This window comes from Tritonibacter sp. AK171 (assembly GCF_030127025.1).
Taxonomy (GTDB): domain Bacteria; phylum Pseudomonadota; class Alphaproteobacteria; order Rhodobacterales; family Rhodobacteraceae; genus Epibacterium; species Epibacterium mobile.
This window is the reverse complement of the sequence record NZ_CP126134.1, coordinates 296163-312259: the sequence shown is the minus strand read 5'-3', so window position 1 is coordinate 312259 and position 16097 is coordinate 296163. Positions and strand designations below refer to the sequence as shown.

The 16097-nt window shown below is 58.9% G+C and carries 12 protein-coding genes; 2 read left to right on the top strand and 10 right to left on the bottom strand.

All coding sequences use genetic code 11. The annotated features are described in order from the left end of the window. The first annotated feature begins 2 nt into the window (after window positions 1–2). Together QNI81_RS01505 and QNI81_RS01500 are read left to right on the top strand one after the other, a co-directional pair. Window positions 3–1091: a FecCD family ABC transporter permease gene (locus QNI81_RS01505; protein WP_126136252.1), complete on the top strand. Its 1089-nt coding sequence runs from the start codon at window positions 3–5 to the stop codon at window positions 1089–1091. Then, window positions 1088–1870 carry a heme ABC transporter ATP-binding protein gene (locus tag QNI81_RS01500; RefSeq protein ID WP_283967128.1) on the top strand — a complete coding sequence of 261 codons (783 nt, stop codon included), beginning with the start codon at window positions 1088–1090 and terminating at the stop codon, window positions 1868–1870. Before QNI81_RS01505 ends, QNI81_RS01500 begins: the two co-directional genes overlap by 4 nt. Before the next feature lie 67 nt (window positions 1871–1937). On the opposite strand, the gene QNI81_RS01495 is transcribed toward QNI81_RS01500, so the two are convergent. From QNI81_RS01495 to QNI81_RS01450, 10 genes are all read right to left on the bottom strand, one after another. Beyond that, complete coding sequence (locus tag QNI81_RS01495; RefSeq protein ID WP_502999385.1) at window positions 1938–4406, bottom strand: ATP-binding protein; 2469 nt, start codon at window positions 4404–4406, stop codon at window positions 1938–1940. A gap of 207 nt (window positions 4407–4613) precedes the next feature. Continuing rightward, window positions 4614–5651, bottom strand: coding sequence for a LysM peptidoglycan-binding domain-containing protein (locus QNI81_RS01490; RefSeq protein WP_283967126.1), 1038 nt, complete (start codon window positions 5649–5651; stop codon window positions 4614–4616). Between the two features lie 11 nt (window positions 5652–5662). Then, complete coding sequence (locus tag QNI81_RS01485; RefSeq protein WP_168577513.1) at window positions 5663–6742, bottom strand: transporter substrate-binding domain-containing protein; 1080 nt, start codon at window positions 6740–6742, stop codon at window positions 5663–5665. A 117-nt stretch (window positions 6743–6859) separates the two neighbouring features. Then, window positions 6860–7519, bottom strand: a complete 660-nt coding sequence (locus QNI81_RS01480) for a hypothetical protein (protein WP_283967125.1) — start codon at window positions 7517–7519, stop codon at window positions 6860–6862. A gap of 603 nt (window positions 7520–8122) precedes the next feature. Further along, entirely contained in the window at window positions 8123–8416 is a 294-nt protein-coding gene (locus QNI81_RS01475) for a DUF1330 domain-containing protein (protein WP_168577512.1), read from the bottom strand. Between the two features lie 65 nt (window positions 8417–8481). Further along, entirely contained in the window at window positions 8482–9972 is a 1491-nt protein-coding gene (locus tag QNI81_RS01470) for an NCS1 family nucleobase:cation symporter-1 (protein WP_283967124.1), read from the bottom strand. Window positions 9973–10062: 90 nt separating this feature from the next. After that, window positions 10063–11523, bottom strand: coding sequence for a dihydropyrimidinase (gene hydA, locus QNI81_RS01465; RefSeq protein ID WP_283967123.1), 1461 nt, complete (start codon window positions 11521–11523; stop codon window positions 10063–10065). A gap of 4 nt (window positions 11524–11527) precedes the next feature. Then, window positions 11528–12778 (bottom strand): Zn-dependent hydrolase, encoded by a 1251-nt coding sequence (locus tag QNI81_RS01460; RefSeq protein WP_239322672.1) that lies wholly within the window; start codon window positions 12776–12778, stop codon window positions 11528–11530. Window positions 12779–12861: 83 nt separating this feature from the next. Beyond that, complete coding sequence (locus QNI81_RS01455; RefSeq protein ID WP_283967122.1) at window positions 12862–14295, bottom strand: NAD(P)(+) transhydrogenase (Re/Si-specific) subunit beta; 1434 nt, start codon at window positions 14293–14295, stop codon at window positions 12862–12864. A gap of 13 nt (window positions 14296–14308) precedes the next feature. Next, entirely contained in the window at window positions 14309–15883 is a 1575-nt protein-coding gene (locus QNI81_RS01450; RefSeq protein ID WP_283967121.1) for a Re/Si-specific NAD(P)(+) transhydrogenase subunit alpha, read from the bottom strand. Window positions 15884–16097: the final 214 nt, after the last annotated feature.

Below are 16097 nucleotides of genomic sequence, written 5' to 3'. Positions count from 1 at the left end.
CCATGGTGGCGTTGAGTGAAACCGAACTGCCCGCGCCCACGCAGGACATCAAGCAGCTAGATCGCCGGATCATCGCCCGCCGACTGAGTGTCATTTTGATGGCCTTACTGGCACTTGCGGTCGTGGTGAACCTTGCATTGGGTGCGTCGGGCACCTCGCTTTGGGGGGCACTTGGCAAACTGATTTCCGGCGCAGAACTAACCACGATGGAACGGGTCGTTTTATGGGACATACGCCTGCCTCGTATCATCCTCTGTATCTTGGTGGGGGCGGCACTTGCAGTGTCAGGCGCGGTCATGCAGGGCCTCTTTCGCAACCCTCTTGCCGATCCCGGTCTTGTTGGGGTTGGCGCGGGGGCCGGTTTAGGTGCAATCACATCTATCGTGTTGGGGAGCCTGCTACCGGTCGGGTTTCAGAGCCTCTTTGGCCATTATGTGACCCCTGCGGCGGCCTTCGTCGGCGGTTGGGGCAGCACGTTGATCCTGTATCGGGTCTCAACCCGCGGTGGGCGCACCTCTGTCGCCACGATGCTGCTTGCAGGGATCGCGCTTGGATCGCTCGCGGGCGCGGTTTCGGGCATTCTGGTCTACATGGCGGATGACAATCAACTGCGTGATCTGACCTTCTGGCAGATGGGGTCGCTTGCCGGAGCCACATGGGAGAAATCAATGATTGCCGGTCCGGTGATCTTGCTCGCCATTGCAGGCTCCACTTGGCTTGCGCATGGGCTAAATTGTCTGGCCTTGGGTGAGGCTGCGGCGGCGCATATGGGTATTCCGGTTCAACGCATGAAAAATGCTGCGATCTTCTCCGTCGCAGCCGCCACGGGTGTTGCGGTTGCAGCCACCGGGGGCATCGGCTTTGTCGGCATCGTCGTGCCGCATGTGCTGCGCCTTGCTACGGGACCGGATCATGGCACCTTGCTGCCCAATGCAGCCCTTCTGGGCGCAACACTCCTGCTCGGTGCGGATCTCATCAGCCGTACAATCATTGCCCCTGCGGAGCTGCCCATCGGTATCGTTACAGCGGTTCTAGGGGCTCCGGTGTTTCTGTGGATCTTGCTGAAACGGCGCGGGATGGTGGATCAATGACACTGCATGCAGATCAACTCTCGCTCACGATTGGCAAAAAGCAAATTCTTCGCGATGTGAGTTTCACCGCCCGCGCGGGCGAGGTGTCCGCCATCGTGGGGCCCAACGGCTCTGGCAAATCCACATTGCTCAAGGCGCTGGTCGCAGAGTTACCAAGCACCGGCGACATTACCCTGAATGGGCGCGCCTTGCAGGATTATGAGCCGTGGGAACTTGCTAGCCTGCGTGCCGTCCTGCCACAAGCCACCGTTCTTGCCTTTCCCTTCACAGTACTGGAGGTGGTGCGGCTTGGGCTGGCTGCCGGACCCGACGCCAACAATCCCGAACTTCCTTTTGAAATGCTGTCGCGCGTGGATCTCGACGGATATGCCGGGCGCTACTATCAGGAGCTCTCGGGAGGTGAGCAGCAGCGTGTCCAGCTTGCCCGCGTCTTGGCGCAGGTCGGGCGTCCGATGCGTGACGGTCACCCCTGTTGGCTGTTTCTGGATGAACCCGTATCGAGCCTCGACATCGCACATCAGCTAACCGTGATGGAGATCGCGCGCCAGTTTGCAAGCGACGGCGGTGGGGTGATCGCGGTGATGCATGACCTGAACCTGACGGCGATGTATGCCGATCATGTGCATGTCATGGCAGAAGGGCAAACCGCTGGCGCAGGTTCCGTGGCAACGGTGCTGACCGATGCGCGCCTGTCTCAGGTCTATGGCTGCCCTCTGCGCACCGGGGTGGTTCCGGCAGATGTCGGCGTGTTTGTATTGCCGCAAACTGCGCGCGCCTGAGCCCTATGACAAAAGCGACCTGCGCATTTCTTGTGCAGGTCTGCTCGAACCGATTTGGCGTGCCGCATCAGGCCGACGCCGCATGACGCAGCCCATCCGGGTCTTCCATAACCCCCGCCATACCATTCAGCAGCTCTTTTTTGTTGATCGGCTTTGACAAAAAACCGTTCATACCCGCAGCCAGACAGGCCTCACGATCGCTGGCAAACGCATTCGCGGTCAGCGCAACAATCGGCGGCTGCGGGTGGTTTTGCATTCGGATCAGCCTGGTCGCAGTCAGACCGTCCATTTCCGGCATCGACATATCCATCAGGATCAAGTCGGGACGGTGTCGGGCGCAAAGCTCCACCGCCTCATAGCCATTTTCGGCTTCGATCAACTCTACCGTCAGATCTGACAGATACTTTCGGATCAAGAGCCGGTTGGTGCGATTGTCCTCGGCCAACAGAACCTTACATCCGCGAATGCGATCCAGATCCGGTTCTTGGGCAGTGTCGGTCTGCTCCGGCTGGCCCAGCGGGGCATCACACTGGATATAAAGTGAAAAACAGCTGCCCTGCCCCGGCTCTGAATGAACGGTGATATCGCCCTGCATCTGCTGCGCCAAAAGGCGCGAGATGGTAAGCCCCAACCCCGTGCCGCCAAAGGACCGGGTGGTCGCCGCATCTGCCTGTGAAAATCGGTCAAAAATATTGTTGAGCTGCGCCTGCGACATGCCGATGCCAGAGTCCTGCACGTCGATGGTCAGCCTGTAAGGATCTGACTGCGCGCGCAAAACACGCACGTCCACACGACCGGATGCGGTGAATTTCACCGCATTCCCCACAAGGTTCACAAGGATCTGGCGCACGCGTCCATCGTCCGCCCGTACGGACTTGGGCAGGTCGGTGGCATAGTTCACATTGAGCGTCAGACCCTTTTCGCGCGCCACAGGGCGCAAAATATCGACAGCGCTTTCGATGCACCGCTCAAGGTCAAAGTCCACGGGTTCCAGAGACAGTTTGCCGGATTCCATCCGTGTGAGATCCAAGATGTCATTGATGATCTTCAAAAGCGCCTTGGACGACGTGCGGATAATCTGGACATATTGCTCCTGTTCTTCAGGCAAGGCGGTTTCCGACAGCAAATCCGCCATCCCGATGATCCCATTCATCGGCGTGCGGATTTCATGGCTCATATTGGCGAGGAATTCCGTCTTAGTGCGATCTGCTTCCTCAGCCGCACGCTTGGCTTCGGCCAATTCAACCGCATTTCGTTTTTGCGAGGTCACATCACGCTCGATGCCGATAACCATGCGCATGTCACCATTCTCATTGAGGACGGGCACAAGGTTCGTGTCCACCCAAATGGTGTTGCCATCCTTGGTGTAATTCAGAATCTCGCGGTGCAGCCGTTCGCCCCGCGCGATATGTTCCGCAATTTCGCGAACGGTCTCAGGGTCGGTTTCAGCGCCGTTCAGCAAGTCTCCCGGTCGCTTCCCAATCGCATCGTCAATCGTGTAGCCCGTCATGCGGGTGAACGCATCGTTGACCCAGAACACGCGCAGATCCGGGCCACTCAGAATGATGCTGTCAGAGGCATTTTGCGCAACCGTCGATAATTGTTCCAATTCGACCTGGTGTCGTTCCAACTCCTGTTCGCGCTTGCGCAGCGTCTTGATGGTAGAGCGGCGAACAGCCGAGAGCCTGCACGCCATGAACGTGGGTACGATGATCAGAATACCTGCCACGATCAACACAAGCCGCAGCTTCCACAGGTTGCCCGGTTCCTTGGGCCAGCCACCGCGCGGGATCGCGGCCAGTTCCCATGTGCCGGTGGGCAAGATCACATCCATCACCATCGGGCCGTAGTCGTGGATCGCGGGATCCCCGTAGAACACGCCCCCCTGATGGCCGGTGCCATCGCGGCCGCTCAGCGCAATCTCAACCGGGAGATCAGCCTGATGTAACCCAGCCCCCTGATAAAGCGCATCCGCATCAATGACCGCAGCGACCATTCCCCAGAAGGCACGATCCTCACCTTCGCCGGTAAAAACCGGAAAACGGATGATAAACCCGGTTCCGCCCTGAACCAGATTTACGGGCCCCGCGAGGACGATCTCGCCGCTGTCACGCATTCGCATGACGGCTTCTCGCTGGGCGTCATTCTTATTGTAATCAAGACCAAGCACCGCCTTGTTGCGCTCGTAGGGGTAAACCATGGAGACAACCAGATCCGGCGCAACGGCAATATTCAAAATTTCAGGCAAATCGCCAGCCACATAAGCGGCAATCTCATTGAACCGATCCTGTGTCATCGACTGTTCAGACACCAAAAGCCCCACAAGCCCCTTGATCAGCTGCACGTCCGCAGTCAGCTGACCTTCAAGATGGGAGCGGATCAGTCCAGCCTCGGCCAGCACCTCTGCCCGCAGTTCTTGTTTGTTGATGATCCGATTCTGATTTTCGGCAAAGATGAGAGATGCGCCAACGACAAACAGCGCAATCCAGGTGGGCAGATACGTCCGATTTCCCAACGCTAGAATAATAGACCGCACCCTGTCGCGCACTGTTCCTGTCTCCGTCTCAACTTTGGAACCCCATAACTTGCGTTGCCAGTATCGCCGAGAATCCTTCCCGGGCCGTTAAGCAACCATAATTTCACCATTGAACCGAAGGACAAGGAGATATTTTATATTTCAAAATTAAAGGATCACACTGCAGTTGCAGAGAAGCACCGCTTTTTGAACCCATGCAGCGCGCTATTACTGCAGGCCGGCCCAGAACAACTCCATCTGGCGGCTCATAATTTCATCGTACTTTCCGCTTTCACGCAGCTTTCGCAACCCGGCGTTCACCCGGTAAAGATATGATGTTCCGCGCCAGTGTGTCTTTGATATTATGACATGAAGGCTCACCTGAGAGAGCGGTTGCTCAAGTGGCTCGACCTGACCGCGCAGACCTTCTGCCACCAATGCGCTTGCTCCGACAAAGAGATTGAGCGCCGCGGCATCAACGCGCCCCTCGGCCACCATGCGCAGGCAATCACCGGCGCTTTGTGGCTGCAGAAGGGTGATTTTATCCTCGCTCAGCCAGCGCCGCCCGGCGCTGTTCAGGTCAAACACATCCTCACGCAGCGGGCGGCACAGGGTTTTACCCACCACATCCGCATCGCTGGCATAGGCCATCCCACCACGGCTGCGCACAAACAGCATCACCGGCACTTCCATCAGCGGATCTGAATAATGATACTTCACACATCGCGGATTGCTCGCATCCGCAGTGCAATCCGGTTTGGCCCATGGAAACCCCATATCGAACCGCTTGCTGTCGAGCATGGGCGACAGATGCTGGCTCCAGTCGTTTTCCCATGTGATTGCATAAGGCACGGGCGACGGAGCAAGTTCCAACGCGGCATTGACCAATTCTGTCACCAGCCCCTGTCCGGGCAGGTTCGGATCGGTGAAAGGCGCGTAATTGCCGCCTGTCAGCAGATTGAGCTCTGCTGTCGGCTGGCGAGGCGGTGCAGGCTCCACCACGGCTTCCTCAGGCTCGGCATCTGGCGGGCAGGGAATAAAGAGCGTGCGCCCCGGAATAACCGAGGGGCCATCCAAATTTCCCTGATTGCTATAGTAGATCACCGTCCAGCGTTCGCGGTCGCCATAATGCGCCTCTGCAATCGAAAACAGATTGTCTCCGGGCTGCACCACATAATCCACATCACAAATCGCCCATGCGGCTGAGGGCATAAGCCCAAACAGCAGCACCACCCGCCAGATCAGCGGCATCAGAATGCGTCGCATCTGTTTCTCCGTCAGAACCCGGCCCAGACGCGGGCAAGGTGATCTTCGACAATGGCTTGATACGACCCATCTTCACGAATGCCGCGCAGGCCGCGATTCACAATATCGAGAAGTTCCTGCGCCTGAGGGTGCGACTTATGCACCACCACATGATGCGACTGGATTGAGATCGGCTCTGGCACCACTTGAATGCGCTCCACGATCCCCATCTCTTTCATCTTATTGCGACCGGTGAATTCATTCAGAACCACCCCATCCGCCTTGCCTTCAAGCACCAAGTCAAAGCAATCGCCCGGCGTCGCCGCAACAACCAAGGTGATCTTTTCCTCACGCAGCCAGTTGCGACCGTTTTCGTTGAAAATCGAGGTGTCATAGCCTTTGGGGCGGCAGATCGACTTGCCAAAAAGATCCTCGTCCTTGGCAAAGGACACCGGGCGCGCGGCATCGGCAAACATCAGCGTCAGCGTCTCAAACAGCGGATCAGAAAACAGCAGGTTCTTGCACCGGTAGTTGTCCGGCAACTCAGTGCAGTTGGGTTTGTACCATGGGAAACCAATGTCCAGCAGCGCATTCGACAGCAGTGGATCAAAGTGAGAGGACCAATCATCCACCCAATGGATCGCAAAGCCACGCTCGGGGTTTGCCTTGATCATTGCGGTGTTCACAAGATCGGTCAGCAGCCCACCATTATGGAGATTTTTGCCGGTAAACGGTTCAAAATCATCCCCCGTCAAAAGGTTGATCTTCTGACGCACCGCTGCATTTCCCGCCTCAATTCGAACTGGCGTTGCTGCGGCTGGCGCTGCTTCTTTCAGCGCACGTCCCCCTTCAAGCCCGACAGGCAACCCATTCAGACAGGTGATCTCCAGTGGCATTCCCACTCGGATCGCACTGGGCTTTGGGCCGATGGCTGCAATGTTGCGGTTGTGGATCGCGGTCCACATGCCAGCGTTCTTATAGAGCCGGTCGGCAATCACTGAGAGACTGTCGCCGGGTTGCACCCGATAGATGCCCCCGCACGTCTGAGCAGCCCCCATATGCGCCCAGAGCACAGACACCCCAAGCACCGCAGCCGCGATCAATTTCTTCATTAGGCCCCCCCGAAAATACTTTTAGTCTTATATCTGCCGAACAGGTTTCATGCTGATGGCAGTCTTGTTTCTATTGTTGGACAACAAGCGTGGCAGCGCGCCGTTATCATTTTGTTTCTACTGAATAAAAAGGCTCAGGATTGTGTCCGTGTCGACGCGACCATCGGCCCGCACCAGCCCTCGCGGTACAGAAATTTGACCCCGCAGATACGCATCGTTCAAAAGCCGATCAATATAGGTCGCCGACTGGCCTTGTGCATGGGCGGTCATCACCAGCTGATAGAGGTCAGACCCTCCCACGATTGGGCCTCCTGACACATTGCTCTGGCCGCTTGCAACTGCGGGCGGCGCGACCGGTGCGGGCGTGCGCAACGCCGCCAATGTCTCTGCTGTCATCTTGGACATCAGATCACCGCTGGCCTCAAACGCAGGCGTCGCCGCGACCGGCGCGGCAGTCACAGGTGCCGCAACGGTGTTGGGTTCTGGCGTCTCGATCGCAGCAACCTGCATGAGGCGGGCAAGATTATCCGAAGGCGCAACCGGAGCCGCCGCTTCGGGGATCGCTGCAGCCGCCACCGGTTCCTGCGTATTTGGGAGCAGCGCCAGTGTGGTGGCCCCAAGGATCAAAATCCCAGCCACCGCTGCAGCCGCCAGCAAAGGTTTGGCAAAACGATCATCCGACAACAGATCAGCCCACGCAAATCGGCCGCCAAAGTCACCGCGCGCGTGGCCGCCAAAATCTCCACCGGTGGAGGTCGGAGCACTCTGCTCAGGCACCGGTTGGGGGGTCGCCGCGGGTTGCGTTGATGGCACAACATTGGCCGCCCGTTGCGGGTCATGGCCTGAAATCTTGCTCTTCAGAGCGAGCTTTACGCTTCCTGAACTGGAAATCGTTTCAATCTTTGTCGGAAATTTTCTTGCCTGTGTCCCATTGGGACTTGCCGTCTGGGCAGTTTGAATCTGCCTCTGCTTTAACTGCTGCATTGTACCCCACCCCGTCACCGATACGCAAAATGCCACCGATAAAAAACTCGCCGCTTGACGTTTACCATTTGTTAACTATTTGCCCGAATCATGTCAACATTTTGCGGGTAGCACAAGTATTGTCGCGAATTACGGCATAACATTCGCTTTATCCGGCAGTCTCTGTATGAGGCCAACGGATTGCGGGCGGCAAAATATGCCACCTGCAAATGTTCAGACTTCGGTTTTTATGGCTGTGTTTTTATGGCTATTCAGGGCGACCCAACTGACCCGGACTGTACCTAGCGCAGCGGGTCGCCGTTGGACGGGGTGCGGTCTGCCCTCTCCTCACAGTCAATGCAATTGCGCATGACGCTTGGCGGGCTTCTCTCTACACCTTCGCGCCCGATAAGGGTCTTAGTCCGGCGCTCCTTCAAGGATCATAATATTGGCGATCCCCGCACCTTCTCTGTGGGCTTTGGCGTCTTGATATTCGGGCGAATGATAGCAGGCCAATGCTGCTTCCATGGAGTCAAACTCGATCACCACGTTGCGCGGATGGCCTTCGCCCTCCAGATGCTCGACCGCACCGCCACGTGCCAAAACGCGGGCACCGTGTTTCGCAAAAGCCTCCGTCGCCCCCTTGGCATAAAGCGCATAAGGGTCGGGATTGGTCACGGTAACATGGGCGATCCAATAGGCTTTGGGCATAGAACTCTCCTTGGTTTTGTCCTCAGGCGGGATGCGCTCCGGGGATACCCCCGGAGCGACAGGGTTTACTTGTTCATCATCTTGGACAGCAGCAGATAGGCCGCGCCCGCCACAAAGAGCCCTACAAACCACGCGTAGGTGTAGATGGTCGCAAAGAACGCAGAAGTTCCATCAGTCAGGCCAACGCCCGCCAAAAAGCCCGGCAGGTTCGGCAGAATACCGATGACAAGCGCCAGAATACCGGCCCAGTTGGTGCCGTTCTGGCCCGAATAGATGCCGTTCGACTTGAATAGGTCAGCCACCTCAAGCCGGGTTTTGCGCAACAGGTAGTAATCCGCCAGCATCACACCCGCGATCGGCCCCAGAAGTGCGGAATAGGCAATCAGCCAGCCGACGATATGGTTCACCAGAATCCATGGGAACATGGCGATCCCAATGGCTGCGGTGATATAGCCGCCGCGCTTGAGGTTGATCTTGCTCGGCGCGAGATTGGCAAACCCATGCGCAGGTGCCACCACATTGGCCGCAAGGTTTGTCGTCAGCGTCGCCACGATCAGCGCAAACAGCGCGATAATCACCGCAGAGCCGCCCATGCGCTCTGACAGTTGCACCGGATCCCAGATCGCCTCGCCAAAGATCACCACGGTGGCCGAGGTCACAGCAGACGCGATAAAGGCAAAGAGCGCCATCGGGATCGGTAGCCCCACCATCTGCCCCACCAGCTGATCTTTCTGGCTGCGCGCGTGACGGGTAAAGTCCGGGATATTGAGCGCAAGCGTCGCCCAATAGCCGATCATGCCCGTCAGGCTCGGCCAGAACACGGCCCAGAACTGCCCTTCTTTGGGCTGACCCGGATCAAAGGCGCTGGGGGTGGAAAGCATCTCGCCAAAACCGCCCGCCGCCGAATAGGCCCATGCCAGCAATGCAAGGCCCATCGCCAGCAGAAACGGAGCCGCATAGGTCTCTAGCCATCGGATCGACTCCGTGCCGTTCTTGATAAAGTAGAGGTGCAGGCCCCAGAAGGCGAGGAAGCAGACAAATTCACCAAGGCTGATCCCAAGGAACGGCAACGCCTCCCCTGCAAGCGCCCCACCGCTGAGCTTGTTGACGATCACAAAAATCGCAGACCCGCCAACCCATGTCTGGATACCAAACCAGCCACAGGCCACGATGCCACGGGCGACCGCCGGGATCTTGGCCCCAGCCGGGCCGAAGGACGAACGCAAGAGCACCGGAAACGGGATGCCGTATTTGGTGCCTGCGTGGCCCACCAGAACCATCGGGATCAGGACGATCGCATTGGCGGCGAGAATGGTCATCACCGCCTGATCCCAGCTCATGCCTGCGCCGATCAGATAGGACGCCAGCAGATAGGTCGGGATACAGACCACCATCCCCACCCAAAGTGCAGAAATGGACAACCAGTTCCATGTGCGCTCTGCTGCGGTGGTCGGCAGCTGGTCCTCATTATAGAGTTCCGGATCCAGCCCCGCGAGATCCAGTTGACCCGGTTCGCTGTCCCGAGACGTGGTATACCCACTTGTTATATCGGTCATTTCTTTATTTCCTCCCTTTTATTCGGATTTGTGGCCCTTTCCTCCAAAGGGCGCAAACGAAAATTCCCCGGCCAGTGACCGGGGAAAATCTCAGACGCAGGCCGGCATGTTTTCCGGATCACGCACCACCTTGCGGGGCGCGGTCACGTCTTTCCATTTCGACAGCGCTTTATTGACCTCTGGATAGGGCGCGCGCGTGACGAATTTGCCATGCCCTGCCGTGGCGCAGACGGTGCCATCGTCCACCGCGATCTCGCCCCGGCTGAGGGTGTAGCGCGGCAGGCCTTTGACCTCGCGCCCTTCAAAGACGTTATATTCCACCACAGATTGCTGCGTTTCAGCCGAGATCACCTTGGTCTTCTCAGGGTCCCAGACCACCAGATCCGCATCCGCGCCTTCCAGCACCGCGCCTTTCTGCGGGTAGATGTTGAGGATCTTGGCAATATTGGTCGACGTCGCCGCCACAAACTCATTCGGGGTCAGACGGCCCGTGTTCACACCTTCGGTCCATAGCACCGGCATCCGGTCCTCAAGTCCTCCGGTGCCATTGGGGATCTTGGTGAAATCCTCGATGCCGTAGCGTTTCTGTTCAATGCTGAAGGCGCAGTGATCCGTGGCCACCACCTGCAAGGACCCGGCCTGCAATCCCGCCCAGAGGCTTTGCTGATTGGCCTTGTCGCGGAACGGCGGCGACATCACGCGCTGTGCGGCGTGGTCCCAGCTTGGGTTGCGGTACTCGCTTTCATCCAGCACCAGATGCTGAATGAGCGGCTCGCCATAGACCCGCATGCCCTTTTGACGCGCCCGACGGATCGCCTCATGGGCCTGTTCACAAGAGGTATGCACCACATAGAGCGGCACCCCCGCCATGTCGGCAATCATGATGGCGCGATTGGTGGCCTCGCCCTCCACCTCGGGCGGGCGCGACATACCGTGGCCTTCGGGGCCGGTAATACCATCTGCCAGCAGTTTCTGCTGCATGGTCGCGACAACATCGCCGTTTTCTGCGTGCACCATGGGCAAGGCCCCAATGGCTGCGCAGCGACGGAAGCTGTCGAACAACTCGTCATCCTCCACCATCAACGCGCCCTTATAGGCCATGAAGTGCTTGAAGGAGTTGATGCCATGGTCGACCACCATCTGCATCTCGTCAAAGATCTGCTCGCTCCACCATGTCACCGCCATGTGGAAGGAATAATCCGCGCAGGCGCGTTTGGATTTCGCGTGCCATACCTCCAACGCCTCCAGCATCGACTGACCGGGGCTGGGCAGGCAGAAATCGACCACCATGGTGGTGCCACCTGCAAGTCCCGCGCGGGTGCCGGATTCAAAATCATCCGCCGAATGGGTGCCCATAAAGGGCATCTCCAGATGCACATGCGGATCAATTCCGCCCGGCATCACATAACACCCCTCAGCATCCAGCACTTTGCCGCCGCTCAGGTTCTGGCCGATCTCGACGATCTTGCCGCCTTCAATGGCCACATCCGCGTCATAGCTGCGGTCGGCGGTCACAATGGTGCCGCCCTTGATTACGGTTCTCGCGCTCATTGTCTTACTCCACGATTTCTGCGGTCTCGAGGACGGCATGCAGCAGCACATCGGTGCCAGCGGTGGCCCATTCGCGGCTGATGTCTTCGTCCTCGTTGTGGCTAAGGCCATCAACACAGGGGCACATCACCATCGCAGTGGGTGCGACCTTGTTGATCCAGCAGGCGTCATGCCCCGCACCAGAGATGATGTTGCGATGGGAATAGCCGAGCTTCTCTGCCGCCTTGCGCACCGCGCTTACGCAGCCCTCGTCAAAGGTGACCGGATCGAAATGGCCGACCTGTTCGATCTCCAGTTGCAGGTCCAGATCTTCGGCGATCTTTGCGGCCCCTGCGCGCAGGCGCGCTTCCATATCGGCTTGGGTCTCGAAACTGGGCGACCGGAAATCGATGGTGAAGACGACTTTGCCCGGCACGATATTGCGGCTGTTGGGATAGTAGTCGCACTGCCCCACGGCCCCCACGGCGTCGGGCTGATGGCTCATGGCAATCTCATGCACCAGATCGGTGATTTTCGCCGCGCCAAGCCCAGCATTGCGCCGCATCGGCATCGGAGTGGAGCCGGTATGCGCCTCCTGCCCGGTCAGCGTCACCTGCAACCAGTTCAACCCTTGCCCATGGGTCACAACACCGATGTCTTTGCCCTCAGCCTCAAGGATCGGTCCCTGTTCGATATGCAGCTCAAACATCGCGTGCATTTTGCGGGTGCCGACCGGCTCATCCCCGACATAGCCAATCCGCGCCAGTTCCTCGCCGAATGTCTTGCCCTCTGCATCCTCGCGCGCATAGGCCCAGTCCTGCGAATGCACCCCGGCGAACACACCCGAGGACAGCATCGCCGGTGCAAACCGCGTGCCTTCCTCATTGGTCCAGTTCACCACCACAATCGGGCGACGCGGCGTGATGCCCTGATCGCGGATCGACCGAACCACCTCCAGCCCCGCGAGAACACCCAGCACACCGTCATATTTGCCGCCGGTGGGCTGCGTATCCAGATGGCTGCCCATCATCACCGGGTCGAGATCCGGCTCCGCCCCTTCAAGGCGGGCAAACATATTGCCCATGCTGTCGACGCCAACCGTCATGCCAGCCTCTTCGCACCAGCGTTTGAACAGATCGCGCCCGTCCTTGTCGGCATCCGTCAGCGTCTGGCGATTGTTGCCGCCGCGCAGACCGGGGCCAACTTGCGCCATTTCCATCAGGCTGTCCCAGAGCCGACTGCCGTCCACTCTCGTATTGCTCTGAAGATCCTTCATAGTCTTCTCCCTTCGTTTGAGGTCCGCAGGCCTCCTCGACCCGCTCCCTCATCTTTCAATCGTATTCCCCGCACACCCGCCGCTCACTCGATGATATTGAGTAGCGTGCTGAGGGACTGTTTTGCGTCGCCGTAGAACATGCGGGTGTTTTCCTTGAAGAACAGCGGGTTCTCGATGCCGGAATAGCCGGTGCCCTGACCGCGTTTGGAGACAAATACCTGTTTCGCCTTCCAGCACTCCAGAACCGGCATGCCGGCGATGGGCGAGTTGGGGTCTTCCTGCGCGGCCGGGTTCACGATGTCGTTGGAGCCGATCACGATGGCCACATCCGTCTCCGGAAAGTCGTCGTTGATCTCGTCCATCTCCAGCACGATGTCATAGGGCACCTTGGCTTCGGCCAGGAGCACGTTCATATGCCCGGGCAAGCGCCCCGCCACCGGGTGAATCGCAAAGCGCACGGTCTTGCCCTTGGCGCGCAGGCGGCGCGTGAGCTCGGCCACATTGGACTGCGCCTGCGCCACCGCCATGCCGTAGCCGGGGATGATCACCACTCTGTCGGCTTCTTCCAAGGCCGCGGCCACGCCATCGGCGTCAATCGCCACCTGCTCGCCCTCGACCTCCATCGCGGGGCCGGTGCTGCCGCCAAAGCCGCCAAGGATCACCGAGACAAACGAGCGGTTCATCGCCTTGCACATGATGTAGCTCAGGATCGCCCCCGAGGAGCCCACCAGCGCGCCGACCACGATCAACAGATCATTGCCAAGGCTGAAGCCAATCGCCGCCGCCGCCCAGCCGGAGTAGCTGTTCAGCATGGAGACCACCACCGGCATATCTGCACCACCAATGCCCATGATCAGGTGATAGCCGATGAACAAGGCCGCCAGCGTCATCAGCACCAGCGGTAGCATGCCGCCTGCGCCCAGATACCAGAACAGGCACAGAAGCGAGACAGCCGCCGCGCCGATGTTCAGGAGATGCCCACCGGGCAGTTTGGTCGCCGCCGAGGAGACCTTGCCCGAGAGTTTGCCATAGGCAATCACCGAGCCCGTAAAGGTCACCGCCCCGATAAAGACCCCAAGGAAGACCTCCACCCGCAGGATGTTGATCTCAATGCTGTCTTTCTTGGCCAAGAGGGCGGCAAAGCCTTCGAGCGTTTTGCGCGCGCCTTCGTCCATCGCCAGCACCCGGCCCAGTTCGATATGGGCGTTAAAGCCCACCAAAACCGCGGCCAGCCCCACCAGCGCATGCATGCCCGCCACCAGTTCCGGCATCTGGGTCATCTCGACCTTGGACGCCAGCATATAGCCGATCACACCGCCCGCGCCGATCAGCACCAGCGACAGGAACCACAGGCCAGAGCCTGGCCCGATGAGCGTTGCAAACACCGCCAGCGCCATGCCGGTAATGCCATACCAGACCGCGCGTTTGGCGCTTTCCTGGCCCGAGAGCCCGCCAAGCGAAAGGATAAAGAGAACCGCCGCGACCACATAGGCCGCCGTCGTGAATCCAAAGTCCATGATCTCTCCTCCCTTAGGATTTCTGGAACATGGCGAGCATGCGCCGTGTCACGAGGAAGCCGCCGAAGATATTGATCCCGGCCATAAAAACGCTGAGGGCCGCGAGGAAAATCACCAGCCACGAGCCAGAGCCGATCTGCATCAAGGCACCGAGAATGATGATCGAAGAGATCGCATTGGTGACCGCCATCAAGGGCGTGTGCAGGCTGTGCGAGACGTTCCAGATCACCTGAAAGCCCACAAAGACCGAGAGCACAAAGACGATGAAGTGCTGCATGAAGCTCGCCGGGGCCACCAGCCCGACGGTCAGCAACAACGCAGCCCCCACCGCCAGCAATGTGACCTGATTCTTGGTCTGCTGCTTAAAGGCCGCGACTTCTGCGGCGCGTTTTTCCTCGGCCGTCAGCTCCTTGGGTGGTTCGGGTTTCTTTTGCGCCGCAATGGCTTGCACCTTGGGCGGCGGCGGCGGGAAGGTGATCTCGCCCGCGTGGGTCACGGTGGCCCCGCGGATCACGTCATCCTCCATGTCATGCACCACCTGACCGTCCTTTTCCGGGGTCAGATCGGTCATCATGTGGCGGATGTTGGTGGCATAGAGGCTGGAGGACTGGCTCGCCATCCGGCTGGGGAAATCGGTATAGCCGATGATGGTCACACCATTGTCGGTGACGATTTTTTCGTCCTTCACGGTGCCTTCGACATTGCCGCCCCGCTCGGCCGCAAGGTCGACGATGACCGAGCCGCGCTTCATCGCCGCGACCATATCCGCCAGCCAGAGCTTCGGGGCCTCGCGGTTGGGGATCAGCGCGGTGGTGATGACGATGTCCACCTCCGGCGCCAGCTCGCGGAATTTGGCCAGCTGGGCCTCGCGGAATTCTGGGCTCGATACAGAGGCATAGCCGCCGGTGGCGGCCCCATCCTGCTGCTCTTCCTCAAAGTCGAGATAGACAAATTCCGCGCCCATCGACTCGACCTGCTCGGCCACTTCGGGGCGCACATCAAAGGCGTAGGTCACTGCGCCCAACGAGGTGGAGGTGCCGATCGCCGCGAGGCCCGCAACACCTGCGCCCACCACCAGAACCTTGGCCGGGGGCACCTTGCCCGCCGCTGTGATCTGGCCGGTGAAGAACCGATCAAAATTGTTGCCCGCTTCGATCACCGCGCGGTAGCCGGCGATATTGGCCATGGAACTCAGCGCGTCCATCTTCTGCGCGCGGCTGATGCGCGGCACCATTTCCATGGCGATCACGGTGGCGCCCTTGGATTTGGCGAGCTCAAGGCCCTCTTCATTGCCGCCCGGATTGAAGAAGGAAATCAGCGTCTTGGATTTATTGAGCCGCTTCAGTTCGGTCTCATTGGGTGCGCGCACCTTGGCGATGATATCGGCGGCCTTCCACAGCCCGGCGGCGGTCTTGATCACCTCCACCCCGGCCTCGGCATAGGCCGCATCGGTAAACCCCGCAGCCTCACCCGCACCAGACTCAATACAGCACTCAAACCCCAGCTTCTGAAGATCAAGCGCCGACAATGGCGTCATCGCTACTCGCGACTCGCCAGTCGCCAACTCTCGCGGCGTTCCTATTCGCACTTTGATGTCCTCCCTTAGCGTGACAGCCCTCCTCCCAAAGGATCGTCACGAGCAAGAGGGAGTATTTGATTGTTTTACTTAGTAGTCAATAATTTTCATAAGTTCATTTTTATATCGTTATTATTCATATGGTTAAATAGATTATTGGCACATTTACGTTTCATTTTTTGAGCTACAGCTAAAAAAATATTTGACAGCTGCCACCCTGACCCAC